Origin of the sequence: Paenibacillus sp. FSL K6-1330 (assembly GCF_037976825.1) — a bacterium.
Taxonomy (GTDB): Bacteria; Bacillota; Bacilli; order Paenibacillales; family Paenibacillaceae; genus Paenibacillus_AQ.
Genome location: NZ_CP150269.1, coordinates 5985369 through 5999954 on the forward strand (window position 1 = coordinate 5985369; position 14586 = coordinate 5999954).

The window sequence follows — 14586 nt, forward strand, 5'->3', positions numbered from 1 at the left end:
ACCTTTATGCAAAGTAAAATATCATTATCTCTACATCCTAACCCATACCTCAAGCATTCGTCCAAGATTTAAAGACTATAGGTCTAATAGGCACAGGCTTTCATTATGCCATCTTCCTGATGACAAACGACACGGTAGTTCCTCTGCCCCTTGTGCTGTCAATCATGAGCCCTTGCCCATAGACTTGCTTCAAACGACGATCCGTGTTCATCAGGCCGACTCCCTTGCCGGTACGCTGTCCACTTCCCAGCATCAAGCGGAGCTTCTCGGGATCCATCCCGGCCCCATCATCCGCGATAATGACCTTGGCGGATTCAGCTTCACTTACAATGCGAATCGTTACGGTCCCTCCCTGGGTTCGTGCCAATACTCCATGAACGACCGCATTTTCCACAATCGTCTGCATGGTCAAAGGGGGAAGCTTCCACTGCTGAACAGCAACTTCCTCGGAAATATGCCAACGGACACGCAGCCGTTCCCCAAACCGCTCCCCTTCGATATACAGGTATGAGCGAACCAAGCCCAGCTCCTGCTCCAGCGGGATAAAACGTTCCAAGTTGCTGATATCATAGCTGGCTCTCAGATAGTGGCTGAATTCTCCGATCAGCGCAACCATTCGGGAAGGGTCAATCTCACTAAGTGAAGCGATCGAATTTAAGGTATTGTGCAAAAAATGCGGCTGAATTTGAGCCTGGAGCCAAGCTGCCTCCATATGCAGCCGTTCCTTGATGGAGCGCTTCAGCTCCAGCAGTGCGCGTACCCTTGTTTTTAATTCCAGATGGTCCACCGGTTTGATTAAATAATCGTTAGCTCCGGAAATGAAGCCCATATGAATATCCTCAGGCCGGTTTCTTGCGGTCAGCAGCAGAATCGGAAGCTCCGATATCATATACCTCTGCCGAATCGTCCTGGACAATTCATATCCTGACATCTGGGGCATCATCACATCAGATATGATGAGATCCCATTCTCCCTGCTCCAATAATTGAAGGGCTTCCTGAGCCCGGGTAACGGTCACGATCTGATACCCTTCGTCTTCAAGCAAATGATGGATAACTTTTAGGTTAACCGGATCGTCATCTACGATGAGCAGCCTGCCATCGGTTTGACGAGAACGCCTCTTAGCCTCGGATTCGGCATCATCCTGTTCGTGTTTATCTGACATGTAAGATAGCCTCTCCTTCTCTTTCTCTGAATTTGAAGATGAGGAGTCGGCCATAAACTCCTGTTTATCCGTCTTCTCCTGCCTCATCATATCGTCCACTTTCAGCGTGAACGTAAAGGAGCTTCCCTGTCCCGGAGTGGATGACACGGAGAGTTCCCCGCCATGCAGCTCAACCAGCTGCTTGCAGATGCTGAGTCCAAGCCCCAACCCGCCTTCCGCTGCGGCAAAGCTGGAGTCTCCCTGCTCGTAGGGGAGGAATATCCGTCTTAATGTCTCTTCGTCCATGCCTATCCCCGTATCAAGAACGTGAACGCAAGCCCTTCCATCAACAACGTTGGCAGTCACCGCGATTCGGCCTGACTCCGTATATTTGATTGCATTATGAATCAGATTAAATACAATCTGAATCAAACGGCCTTCATCTGCCCATACCTTGGGAAAGTCATCCTCGATCTCGCATATAAGCTCGATTCGCTTGCCCTCCGCCATCGGACGGAGCATATCCAGCACGCCTTGAGCAGTCGAACCGAGATGGACGCTCTGCACATTCAGCCGGATCCGCTTCTCCTTCAATAAGGAAACATCCAGCAAGTCATCCAACAATAGCGACATCCGCCTGCCAATGCCGGTAATCAGCTCCAGGTGGCCACGATCCTCTTGTTGAAGCAAACTCCCCTTGCGTTCCAGCAGCGTTTGCGCCATGTTAATCATCCCGTGCAGCGGATTTCGCAGTTCATGGGACGTATTTGCCAGAAATTCATCCTTCATCTTGTCCGCCTGCTTCAGCTGCTCTGCCTGTTCCCTCAGCACGACAGCGTTTCGGGTAAAGCGGATAAACCAGAAGGAAGCAAATCCGAGAAACGCAACGATCAGATCAATCGGGTAATACGGCAGTTCCTTAAAATACCGGAACCTTAAAATTCCGCTTACGATAATGTTGCAGGAAACGGCAACCGCCGACAGCAAGATAAATATGGCCGCTTCCGTCCGTTCGCTGACCGCCTTCCTGGCAATCGAAGGCAGGAACAGCACGGAACTTATTAATACGAATGATAAATAAGTAGAGAGATGTACCGTCAGATGAAACGGAAGCAGCAAATAGGCGACGGCATACGAAACCACAAGGATCGTATAGGCCCGGTAAAATCCTTCTTTGATTCTCGGCCGGAGCAAATGCTTGGTACACAGAATCAAACATAATGATATCGCCACATAAGCAACAACCTTAATCTTTACTGACCATTCGAAACTAATAGCAGGCTGCCAAACGAGCAGGAGTTTATCGTCGTCAACCAGCGTGGCCAGCAGCGTAAACAGGATAAGAGCCGCAAAATAAAAGAGGCCTTTGCTCCGATAGCCGATTAGATACAAGATTAAGACATACATGACATGAAGATATAGCACAATGCAGACCAGCAGCTGCATGTTCTCCGAGAACGCTTTCCCCTTCATCACCGCTTCTGCTGTCCCGAATTTGATCGGCAGCTTGATCCCGCCTGAATCGGCATATTGATAATTGCTCACTTCCAGGATGATATCCAGTTCATCATCGGCAGCCGGAGGGATGAATTCGACATGGGGTACGTTTCTTGCCACATGGGTCTCCGGCGTATCGGAGGGATGTCCGGATTCGTACAATAACTCGCCATTGACATACAAACGATAGGCTGTACGAATATCGGTGATCCAGAGGCCGTAAGTTACGTTACGCTCCGGTACGAGCAGCTTAAGACGATAAGTTCCGAAGCCCATTTGGTTCCCGTTCTCGTTTACGCCTTCCCATGGATCGGGAACCTGTATCCAGCGCGGATCGGCGGCAGGCTGCCGCTCCCCTTGAGACACTCTATCCGGGCCCATCCACTGATTCGGATAAAAGGCCCATTCCCCGTTCAGCGCAACCGTATTGCGGTCATCCGCCTGCCAATCCCGAAGATCCAGCACGCCTTGCTGAAACGGAACTTCCTCAGGGATCATGATGATTTTAAAATACGCCAACCGCACGGAAAGTAAGATGACAATAAACAGAAAAGTAATCCCCAGCAGCCTTCTGCCGGAGATCGGTTTCGATTTCAAGTTGGAATAGGTCGACAATCATAACAGTCCCTTATAACATATTGTAAAAAATCAACAACACTGCATAACTGTCCATTATTTTACATCGTTACAGAGCCGTTGTCTGTTCCTTTTCCATAAAGTCCAATAAATAAGCAGATCTGGTCAGGCCGCTATACAAACGATAATGTCTTGCCTGGGCGCTGCAGCGGCTGGTACGGACATAATTCCGCAGCGGATACATGCTTCACCGTATAATAAGAGTAGAATCTTTTTCTCCCGGATGCTTCATAGATCCACGAAAAAAAGTCAAAAATCGAATCATCCACCCATTTTCCGTTGTACTCGATCAACGACCGCAAATAAGGGATTTGGAGTTTCACTCCCCCGTCCCACATAAAAATAAATGTGTTAACCTCGGCATTTTTTTGCAACAAAAAATGAACGGTACGCTCATCCAGCAAGTACTTTTCCTGACCACACAGAAATACCGGACCCTCATCAGTAGCAACGATGCCAATCCGCTTGCCGTTGAAGTGAACATAGAAGCCTCTGCAATGCTGGAGGTCCTTCTCCGCATCAAGCTCGATCTCCCGAAACGTTCCAAGCTCCAATCCCATGGCCTTATGCAGCGAAGATTCCTTAAATTTCCGAATGAATTTCATAACCGAATCATGTACCTCCCGATTGTTGTGGTTCACTCCACAGTATAGGAGGCTGTCCTCTACAATTTCTGAACAACACGGGAGATCCATAAAATCGGGCAACAAGATACAAAAAATCACCGGTCGATCAACCGGTGATTTCATATCGAATGTGTGTTTGGCTATTTCATCTATTTCATACTGGTGACTTGGATTCCATTGCTCCATTCGTCGTACCATTTCACAATGTAAGGACTTGGCTCCTCGCCCATCTCATCTTCCAACACCTGACACAGAAGACTGAATTGACGGTGCACTTGGGCCGGATTATCCTGCAAAGCATATATTTTCATCAATGAAAAATAAGCCTTTTCCTCCAGATGATGCTGCCTCTGGATCGAGAAGTAGCATAATATGGCTTCCTCGATGCGTTCCTGATCCACATACCATTCCGCCATGGATAAAGAAACGCTAAGCCACAACTCCTTCAGCCTTTGACGCTCTCCTTCTGCCCACCAGTAGTCATATTCCTGCAGGTAGTCCCCCGTATACAACTTCATCATTTCAATATGCCGATCAATCAATTCAGCCGACACGGAGGGATTTAATTCGAACCAACTCTCCCACTCCTCAATGTCCAACTGCACGCCTTCCATATTCAGCACGTAGCCTTCTGTCGTGTTGGTGATTTGGAAGCGGGCATCATAAGGCTCCAATGTTTTTCGGATATGATAAATAGCCGTGTACAGCTGGGGATAGGCTTTATCCATATCAAAATCCGGCCATAACATATCAATCAATGCCGACTTTCGTACAAGCTGACCTCTATGCTGGAGCAGATAAATGAATATCTCCTGAGCCCGGGTTGTCCGCCAATGAAGCAGAGCGAATTGCCCCTGCTCATTCGGCTGCTCGATCATAACCTGACGGAACATCGTCATCCGAATGTTTCGATTGGACTCCATGACCTCTTCCGGTCTGGACGCAATGCGGCTTCGCAAACGCTCCATCGTTTTGGCGACTCGATCAAGCTGGACAGGTTTAACAATATAGTCTACGGCATTCAATTCAAACGCGGTGACTGCATATTCGTGATACCCCGTCACAAATACAATACAGAGATGAGGCTTCTGCTCAAGCAGTTGCTCTGCCAGCTCAATGCCGTTCAATTCCGGCAAGCTGATATCCAAGAACACGATATCAACGTCCCTCGTAAGAATTTCGTCTCGTCCTTCAAAGGGATTCGTATATGTACCGATTACATCTATAGACATGGTATCCAGTTTTAACAGCTGACGTTCTAAATACTTCAAGGCCAACGGTTCGTCATCTACGAGAATTACCTTCATTCATATTACTCCTCGGATTGGAAAAATACGGTCACATTTAACTATATTGATTCCTTCGCATTGTTGCAACAAGCGAAAGCATGTTTTACAAAATTCTCAACTTTCGCAGAGTTTTCACCGGCAGACCACAGGCTGTATGTACGATACTGATATAACTTTACTCTATTTAACACTTCGCTTTGGGTTGTCCTATAAGCCTTATTCCTGTACCGTACCCATGACAATTAGTATCACTAAAATTGTGCAGAGCACGTAATAAAGGATCGGATTAACAATCCAAAAATAGGATTCTACGAGTTTATCTATATCATCTATCCGTTTAAAAATTTTATATATTTACTTTACATCCCATATAATACTTGTCCAACTTCTAACCATAAGTCAACTACTCCACAGCGTGCACCATCCACTTCTTTTAAAAACACCGTATATTGCTTATAATATTTAGATTCTAGTATATTATACGCCCGCCATTTGATCCTTTTCCTCTTGGTTCAGGGGCGTTTTTTATGTGTTTTATCAAAAATAATAAATTCGGTTCCTTCATGAATAAAGGGTTCATTCGGCAATGGTGGACTCTTTTTGAATAGCCGCCACTTGTGGTACTGAGTTATAGCGACAAATAAAAAAAGAATACCACAATGGAAGATAACTCGCATTGTGGCGTTGTTGGTTGTAATAAACGATAATTTACAAACTCTGATGTCATTGTAAAACAGGGGGAATTTACCTTCTATTCTCACTATCTTCAAAAAAATCTTCTTCTTGGTAAGGATAACTCAGTAGTTCTAGATTTTCTTTAGTCATATACCATGTTCGATAATCTAAATTACTATTTATAAACACACGTCCTTTAATTCTCTTTAGTAGAGGATATGTGGTGTGGTCCTCAACAACCAAATCCAGATTGTTTAACTGAAATAATTTCCCGATTACTTCGAGAAACTTTAACCATCCGATATCAAACGCATGCGTTTTAAATTGAATACTAATAAAAACATTCGTATCTACACCAAACGCTTCGAAGTTTGCCTTCCGATAACGTTCTATATAATCATCCTCATCATCTAAATTAATGCTCATTGAAAAATATGTGCAACCGATACTTACGCGTTCAGTACCAGTTCGATCCCATACCTCTGCCTCATAATTAATTAATTCTACAAATAATACTTCGCTTAACATATTGTAGAACAGTTTCCCCAATTCTTTTTTAGGAAAATTAGAACCAATACTTAACGAATAATCCATTTTACTTATACCTCCACTCCCATCAATCCCTGACTTATCTGTCCTTACATGCCATTCGTTTCATCCTCCTTTTATTTTGGGCACGCAAAAAAGCCCATTCCAACTTATATATTAAGCTGGAAAGAGCTTATAAAAGTTTATCAAGTGTTTGAATTGTTTAGTTTGTTGGTTGGTTGTACGATCTAGTTACTGGGGTTGCAATTGGGCTTACATAAAAATGTTGACAGCCCCTTACTTGATATTAGACTCAAACTCTATAATGATATTTTCCACTTTTTCTAAATGTGAAACTCTGTTGAATAATTCTGTATCATTTATCCCTTCTTCTTTCCAGTAATCCACTAATTTCTTATCGTTTATAATATTAAGTGCCTCTATCTTAATCTCATCTCTCAAACAATCGTGCTTTATACCTATCTCTGCTAGTAATACTGTAAACATCCACCTGACATCCTCATAGTCATCTGTTTGGTTTTCATACTCGTTGATTAACCTTGAAACAGCTTGAATTGAAGATAAACCATCGGATACAAACCTATCAAAATCATTTGGAACATACTCCATTAATTCCTCGTAAGTAATTTTTTCAAACATTCAAGTCACCTTCCATTATCTTTTTAGCTCTTTAACAAAGTACACAAACACCTCAATATTAGGGTATTTCGCTTTAAATTGTTCGATTATCGGACTACAACTCGCACAAGGCTCACGGTCAGTGTATAAGTCAATCCTCCCTTTGCGCTGTTCAGGTTTCAATTTTTTTAGCTCGTTAGTAATATCATCCAGAATCTTAAATTCAGTATCCCATTTCCTTGGGTAAGCTCCTGCTCCATCGACGATGTCTTCAGGGTTTACATCACGTGGAGTATAGTTCCATTCGCTTTCCCGAAGTGCCGCACGCTGCATCAGTACATATTCATACCGAGTATTTATCACTGTTTTGCTTAATGATCTTTACTTTCGTCCCATGATCAGCGCGGCTTGCTTTAAAATGTTTTCCACCCTGGGTTTGGGTAGAAACAAGCCTTTAGTAATTACAGTTTTCTGGTAGGCATTATGATAAAAGACAGTGTAACCATGAAAAAAAGCCCGTTCCTACTTATGTTTCAAGTTGGAAAGAGCTTTGAAAGTTCCATCAAGTGTTTGAATGGTTTAGGGATTGGTTTGTTGGTTGTATTGTACGATCTTGTTGCCAAATTGTAAACCCAATCTATATTTTTGCATGGGTTACTGGTTGAATGATTGTTTTAATCGTCACTAAGCGGTTCAATCAATATTGATAAATGTAACAATAGTTTACTCGGCACAACCATTATCTAGCGCATCCAAGGTTTCATCACTTATATCAAGTGGTTCCCTTTTAACTCGATTTGCAAGCGAAAGAAAATCAGTAGCACCAGCTACATTCAAATAACCTGCCCTTATAAAGAAATGGCCACCTCTTTCATATAGCTTTATTGCTGGCTCAAACAAATCTTTATTATCAATAGCAATTTGATTTCCTTCATCAATGAGTGCGTTTAACTCTAAATAACTTTTAACAATTTCTCTAACATAACTATTGTCAATCTCCTTTAGTATTTGTAATTCATCAACACTCACTTGTGACTTAGTTATCGAATTTGAAATGATAATAAAAGGATACCTACAAGGCCCGGGATAATTTTGGAGAAATATTGATCCTCTTCTTAAGTATTCTTTACTCAAATGAACATGTGATCTTGCTTGCTTGTGTCCAATACAACTCCAATCTACTGCAGAAATACGCTTCATTGCCTGATTAAAATTTTCCATCATTTATTTCGCTCCATCTTCTCTATTTTTATTGCCCAAGAACTTTTTTCGCATAATAGTCATATGCTCCAGGGAGTTCAAATGAAGGTTGATCAGAAGCTACATCATGTGCACCAGGAGGATCTGAACCAAAATCATCAGTATCTTTTCGATACGAACCAGGATTTTTATATGGGTAGCCTGTTTCATTTTTTCACTTTCAGTCAATTCATGTTTAGCTAACTCTTGAAACCACTTTTTTTGTTTTGGATCCAGCTCACCTTTTTGTGCTTCTTTCCATATAAAACCAACCTCTAAATCAGGAGTAAAGTGGCCAACTCGATAACTTTGATCATCTAAAGGGATTTTATGTGTATCAAAAAACATGTGTTGTTTCATAGCCCTAATTTCTTCTATTGTCATACCAGTATTTTTTGCAACCTGTTCAATATCAGTCATACCAACACTTCTAATATCATCATAATCCTTTGATGCAGCTTTATATTCTTTTTCTTGAAATTCATCCATAAATGTGGGTTTATAATCATCTACAAGCTTGTATTCATTCCAATCAACCTTTTACGCATAGAAAAAGCCTATTCCTCATTATCAACTTCATGGAATAGGCCTTTTATTACCAGATATATAGCATTTGTTATGATAATACGTTATTTTCTATACTCTTAACTTCTATCATTTTTTGTTCAATCCAATTCATAACTATTCCCGCCTCCTCACGAGCAATAGCCCCCCTCTCACTTTTATATTTATAATTTTCATACGCCCACACTAATATGATTTTCACAAATTCAACTGTCTCTAATTTACAGATCGGTTCTACCTCATCTTCTTCTTCATCATAAAATGGATCTTCAATTATTGTATAGTCTCTATAAGATATAACGCTTGATTCATTCCCTCCGTGCCTATATTCGGGTATACTTCCCCTTAATAGATTTATATAATTATCAATATCCTTTTTCAAGTCTTTGAATCTCCAAGGTATATCAAATCCTAATGGGTCACTTATCATATATGCAAATTCCAATGATTCTTCATCATTAAAATCTAATACAACTTCATCATCTTTTTCTTTATAATCTAATGAATATCTATATTTAATCATACTACATATCCCCATTCTTTTTACTAATACAACGGATACGCTGAAATAATCTTACCATTCCTGATCACCATTTCTATCCGCATACCCGCATCCGTATTTCCTCTATATTTATTATTCTTATGAACCTCTTTATTAGCAAAGGCTTCATTTATGGCATCTATCACTTGCTGTGGAGTCCACTTCTTGGGGAAAAATGTAACTTTAACCTTCTTTAATACTCCATTGACTTCAATATTGACTCGATATACACCGAACTCATTAGGTGGATTAATATTACCAACGATTTTACCATTACTATTTGGCAATCCTTCATAATGAAATCCATTAGCAACTTCCTACTCAGCTGTGCCCGTTGTGACTTTTAGCACAGCTTCTCGTTCCAAACTATCTATACGGTGCAGGATTTCGAGTCTTGGGTGCCCGTCCTTCTGATCTGCAAGATGGTTATAATAATCGGCCTATTCCAATAGCTTGCTTATTTCTGTTGCTACTTGAGTCCGTACTTCCAGATCGTCTTAACTCATCAGCCTGTTGCCGTAACGCTCGTGCTTTCTGACAGTAACTTCTTACTTCCTCCACTATCGTTTCATATTCTGCTTGGGCCTGAGCAATTAAACCCAATGTTTCCTCTACTACCTGTTCAAATTTCGCCATTCACCTTTTCCTCCTTTGATTTTGAGCATGCAAAAAAGCTCATTCCTACTTATGGTTCAAGTGGGAAAGAGCTTGTAAAACAAGTTAGAAAGAGCTTTGAAAGTTTATCAAGTGTTTCAATTATTTTTTGTTTGGTTGTTGGTTGTATTGTACGATCTTGTTGTTAGGATTGAAAACATAAAAATTGACATTTCAATTACTTTCAATATCAACGTTATCTAAATTTTCGTCTGAAATATCAATAGCATGTAACTTTGAATATCGTTCACGCCAATTATCTATGGGAAATGCACCGAACCCATAATCCAAATAGATACCCTGATCAAGTCTAAGAGTTCCCCCTCTTTCAAAATACTTAATCAATGGCTCGTAAATATCTAGATATTCACCTTTAATTCTTTTTCCTTTCCCAACTAAAGAGACCCATTCAAGATAACGTAAACATATTGTTTTACATAATAGATTTGGTTTACCTGATTCTGAAAAAATACTAGTGATAATATCCTCTAAATCCAGATTAGAGCCCAACACTTTTGCAGGACTAAAGAAAGGCCCCGATTCAGTTGATTTCCCCTCCAAAAATAGTGAACTTCTCCTCAAATACTCGGCAATTAAAAGTTCACTTGATTTCTTTTTTGTTTCAGAAGTTCCCCAAGCAATTTTTGAGATACGTGTTATTGCCTTTTCCAAGAAATCAGTCATATAGTTCACTCCATTTGAGATTATAAAATTTAGCAACATCTTCCTCATACCCTGGGAATGAGCCAAAATCAGGTTGCTTAGGTGCCAAGTCATGAGCGCCAGGTGGATCATTTGTAAATTTCATGCCATCCCATGAGTCAGGATGTCGGTAACTAAGACCACTCTCCATTAGTTTTTTTTCTGCTAATTCATGTGCCGCTAACTGTTTGAACCATTCCTTACCTTGGGGAGTTAATTCTCCAGTTTGCGCTTTAGTAAACGCATATACAACTTCTGAGTCAGGGGTGAGTCGTGATTTATAATAATAAAGCCCTTGTTGATCATAATGACACAATTCATATTCATTTAAAAACATATGGGATTTAAGATTTTTAGCTTCCTCAACACTAAGACCTGTGTTTTTAGCAAGTTGCTCAATATTATCCAATCCACTTGCTCTTATCAATTCTGCCTTCTTCTCTGTCGCTATATCAATTTTTAGTTTTGTTTCAACAGGAGGCTCTCCAAATCTTTTAGGAGCTTGTCCTGCCCCCCCAAACGATCCACTTGAGCTTGTTTTCTTTTTCTTTAAAGCTTCATATAATTCCTTCTCTTTCTTGAAATATAAATCTCTCTTATCTTTAGAAGCTCTTCTAATAGCTCTGCTCTCTTCAACGGCTTGCCGAACTCGCATTGCCATTTCTTTCTGTCTTCTATCTTGCCCACGTTTAAAGCGAGTCTTAGGTGTAGAAACCTGGTCAATCCCCTTCACATATCTAGCATTATAAGCTCCTTTGGCCCCTTTCAACAGACTTTTCCCAAGTATCGCTAGATCCACCGCTCCTAGCATTAACCCTGTCACATCCAGCATTTCCTGATTAATCCCTAAGAAGCTTGTGTCGGATACTACCCCATCATTTAAATCCTGCAGCTTCATGGTACTTACACCGATCTGTGCAACGCCCCAAACTCCGTTGGCTATAGCTAATAAATATAACGAACCACCTGCGGTGAAAAAGGCACCTACTACAGCTACGGCTCCAAACAATAAGTTGAGTTCTGTCATCAATTTTTGCTGTTTAACCACGAGCTCCTCAAAGGTGAAACGTGAAAAATAGATATCCTCATCCGGGATTTTGCTAAAATAATCCGGTACCTGCGGAATCAACTCGTTTAATTGATGTTCCTCTCTTCGCTCCTCCCAACGATCCCCCCATTTTTCTATCGAGCCAGATAATGCCTTTGATACATTCACAAGCCCCTGTAACGCTTCATTATCTTTAGCCTGATTCTCTATATGAGCCTTCACAGCTTTCCATGGGGAGGTTGGCTGCTTAGGCGGCGCCTTCTTGCCACTTCGAATGTCGATGTAGCCTTGATAGAACTCCGCATATTCTTGCTGTTCTTGGGCTCTTTCCTTTTTTGACTTGTTCTCAGGCTTAGGTGGGGGTGGAATGAATTTTTCTTTATAACGCCTCTGTAATTCATTTTCACCTAGGGATTTTAATGATTCTTTAGCGCTCTCTTTCGTTTTCGGATTTTGTACTCGAGCAATGGCATCGTTTGTAATTTTTTGTCGAACTTCTTCCGTCCAATGATAAGCCGGTGCAGAAAATCCGCTAATGTATCTTCGATTTTCTTTTCTTTCTTTATTCGCTACCTCTAATTCATGATCCACATACAACTTCTCAAGCTCTTCATCCGTAAGCATATCCAGAAAGTCCATTTCGACTTTCTCAAGACTCACCTTTTTGCCTTTAATCCCTACATACTCCGGCCGGATTTCCAGATAATGATCCGTGTTGGTGAAGAAGGTGATCGTCTCGTTAGCCACGAGCTTGATATGCTCCGGCATATTTTGGCCGCCTAGCTCGATTTCATTGGACGCGACTACAAGAATGGATTCTGTAGCGTTTAATGAAATATCGTTCCCATCCAGAGTTAAACTGACGGTATTCTTCTCGAATAATACACCGTCTTCACCAAGTTCCATCTTCGCCGCTCCAGGCATATGGAATACTTTTGTCATCGGCTTCTGGAAGACGGTGCGCGATTTCATCTCATCGTTTCTGCCTCGCACGGAGTTGATGGCAATCGCCTTTTTCTCCGTTCCTTCAGGAAAATAAACTTTGATGCGCGCCCCTTTTTCCGGCATACAGTGAAAGATGTTATTGCCTTCCGGCGAGTACGGAAACCACCAATTCCCTCGTTCGTCATGATCGTGATCAATATCCAAATGCACCTTAACCATGTTGTTACCGCGTTTTATAACGCGTCCTTCCAAGGCAACTCCCTGAAGCGCACGATTCGTTCTTACCTTACGCCGAAGTGCCGCACGCTGCATCAGTACATATTCATAATAGATTAAACCAGACTCATAAGTAATAACGGATTCCGTAACTACCCACATCTGTCCCTTAAAAGAAACGTTGTCCCCCACCTGGCAGTACTGATTCGTATGTACCCGGTAACTGACGAAGTCAGACTCCCCCAAGTCTGAGCTCACATCCGAATTCGCTTGTATATCAAGAAAGTTCCCCCGATCTTTAATGATCGAATAATAATGGGATCGGATAACCTTCCCCCATGAGAAATCAGGTACGCCAAAATAAACCCGAGGCGCATCCATGACGATATCAGGAAGGATGACCGTACCGATCCGTGATGCCAGCCTCTTTAAAAACTGCCAATTCGTCTCTTCATACTGAACAAGGAGCTGACCAATTGTCGCTTCGGGGGGCGTAGCTTCGTTCTGGGCATCCCCTCCGGGATACAAATTGGCAATCTGCCGAATCAAATCGGTATAAGTCAGGGACTTGTTCTGAAAGGAACGACTCTCTAAATGCCGATCCATTTCATAGGTTCGCGACAGGCCTTCTATGGTTACATGGGGAATACCATCTTCCATCTGAATATCGATATTGGAGATTCCACCTGCGAACAGGTACTCATTCCCCTGCTCGGTAGATTTACGTATAAGCAAGCTATCTCGGTATGTACCATTTCTTAAGCATATATCGGCTTGTTCCTCTGACATGGTCGTTGAAATATAACAACGGGTATGATCATTAAACTTGCACAACATGGATCCAGAAATAATAAAAAAGCTCATTCCTACCTAACAATCAAGTAGAAATAAGCTGTTAATAAGCTCAGCAATAGTATTGAATTTTAGTTGGAATGAACTTTTGAAAGTTTATTAAGTGTTTCTGATTTTTTAGTGTTTAGTTTGTTTTTTTAGTTTGTTTTTGGTTGCATTATACGATTTCTATTAGAATATAGGACGCATTTTCACAAACCTACAGGTTATACTATTAATTTCTATAATAGTAATTGATAGATTTGTTGTTAACTAAGAAAAAGAAATTACTTTTCGTGCTCGCTATCTTTTAAAAAATCTTCTTCTTGATAAGGATAATTCAGTAGTTCTAGATTTTCCTTAGTCATATACCATGTTCGATAATCTAAATTACTATTAATAAACAAACGCCCTTTAGCTCTTTTCAATAGAGGATACGTGGTGTGATCCTCAACAACCAAATCCAGATTATTTAACCGCAATAATTTTCCAATTACTTCGAGTAGTTTTAACCATCCGATATCAAACGTACTCGTTATAAATTGAATACTAATAAAAACATTCGTATCCACACCATACGCTTCGAGGTTTGCCTTCCTATAACGTTCTATATAGTCATCCTCATCATCTAATTCAATGCTCATTGAAAAATATGTGCAGCCAACACTTACGTATTGAGTACCAGTTCGATCCCATACCTCTGCCTCATAATTAATTAATTCTATAAATAATACTTCGCATAACATATTGTAGAGCAATTTCCCCAATTCTTTTTTAGGCAAATTAGAACCAATACTTAACGAATAATCCAT

General features: G+C 41.2%; 14 protein-coding genes. All 14 read right to left on the reverse strand.

What is annotated here, in order from left to right; all coding sequences use genetic code 11:
* Positions 1-103: 103 nt before the first annotated feature.
* Complete coding sequence (locus NYE54_RS27235; protein WP_339267561.1) at positions 104-3256, reverse strand: ATP-binding protein; 3153 nt, start codon at positions 3254-3256, stop codon at positions 104-106.
* 134 nt (positions 3257-3390) lie between these two features.
* Positions 3391-3882, reverse strand: a complete 492-nt coding sequence (locus NYE54_RS27240; protein WP_339267563.1) for a hypothetical protein — start codon at positions 3880-3882, stop codon at positions 3391-3393.
* A 170-nt stretch (positions 3883-4052) separates the two neighbouring features.
* Entirely contained in the window at positions 4053-5210 is a 1158-nt protein-coding gene (locus tag NYE54_RS27245; protein WP_339267565.1) for a response regulator, read from the reverse strand.
* Between the two features lie 726 nt (positions 5211-5936).
* Positions 5937-6461, reverse strand: coding sequence for a hypothetical protein (locus NYE54_RS27250; protein WP_339267567.1), 525 nt, complete (start codon positions 6459-6461; stop codon positions 5937-5939).
* Positions 6462-6692: 231 nt separating this feature from the next.
* Complete coding sequence (locus NYE54_RS27255) at positions 6693-7055, reverse strand: Imm3 family immunity protein (protein WP_076324576.1); 363 nt, start codon at positions 7053-7055, stop codon at positions 6693-6695.
* 15 nt (positions 7056-7070) lie between these two features.
* Positions 7071-7367 carry a deaminase domain-containing protein gene (locus NYE54_RS27260; RefSeq protein WP_339267570.1) on the reverse strand — a complete coding sequence of 99 codons (297 nt, stop codon included), beginning with the start codon at positions 7365-7367 and terminating at the stop codon, positions 7071-7073.
* A gap of 390 nt (positions 7368-7757) precedes the next feature.
* Positions 7758-8258 (reverse strand): hypothetical protein, encoded by a 501-nt coding sequence (locus tag NYE54_RS27265; RefSeq protein ID WP_339267571.1) that lies wholly within the window; start codon positions 8256-8258, stop codon positions 7758-7760.
* 96 nt (positions 8259-8354) lie between these two features.
* Positions 8355-8762 (reverse strand): hypothetical protein, encoded by a 408-nt coding sequence (locus NYE54_RS27270; RefSeq protein WP_339267573.1) that lies wholly within the window; start codon positions 8760-8762, stop codon positions 8355-8357.
* Between the two features lie 127 nt (positions 8763-8889).
* Positions 8890-9360: a hypothetical protein gene (locus tag NYE54_RS27275; protein ID WP_339267575.1), complete on the reverse strand. Its 471-nt coding sequence runs from the start codon at positions 9358-9360 to the stop codon at positions 8890-8892.
* Positions 9361-9383: 23 nt separating this feature from the next.
* Complete coding sequence (locus NYE54_RS27280; protein WP_339267577.1) at positions 9384-9665, reverse strand: EndoU domain-containing protein; 282 nt, start codon at positions 9663-9665, stop codon at positions 9384-9386.
* 139 nt (positions 9666-9804) lie between these two features.
* A complete protein-coding gene (locus NYE54_RS27285; RefSeq protein WP_339267579.1) occupies positions 9805-10014 on the reverse strand; it encodes a hypothetical protein in 210 nt (69 codons plus the stop codon).
* Positions 10015-10206: 192 nt separating this feature from the next.
* On the reverse strand, positions 10207-10716 hold the full coding sequence (locus NYE54_RS27290) for a hypothetical protein (RefSeq protein WP_339267581.1): 510 nt from the start codon (positions 10714-10716) through the stop codon (positions 10207-10209).
* Positions 10709-13807 carry a hypothetical protein gene (locus NYE54_RS27295; RefSeq protein ID WP_339267583.1) on the reverse strand — a complete coding sequence of 1033 codons (3099 nt, stop codon included), beginning with the start codon at positions 13805-13807 and terminating at the stop codon, positions 10709-10711. The genes NYE54_RS27290 and NYE54_RS27295 overlap by 8 nt, the downstream gene beginning before the upstream one ends.
* 254 nt (positions 13808-14061) lie before the next feature.
* The gene (locus NYE54_RS27300) at positions 14062-14586 is read right to left on the reverse strand and encodes a hypothetical protein (RefSeq protein ID WP_339267585.1); all 525 of its coding nucleotides are present in this window, start codon (positions 14584-14586) and stop codon (positions 14062-14064) included.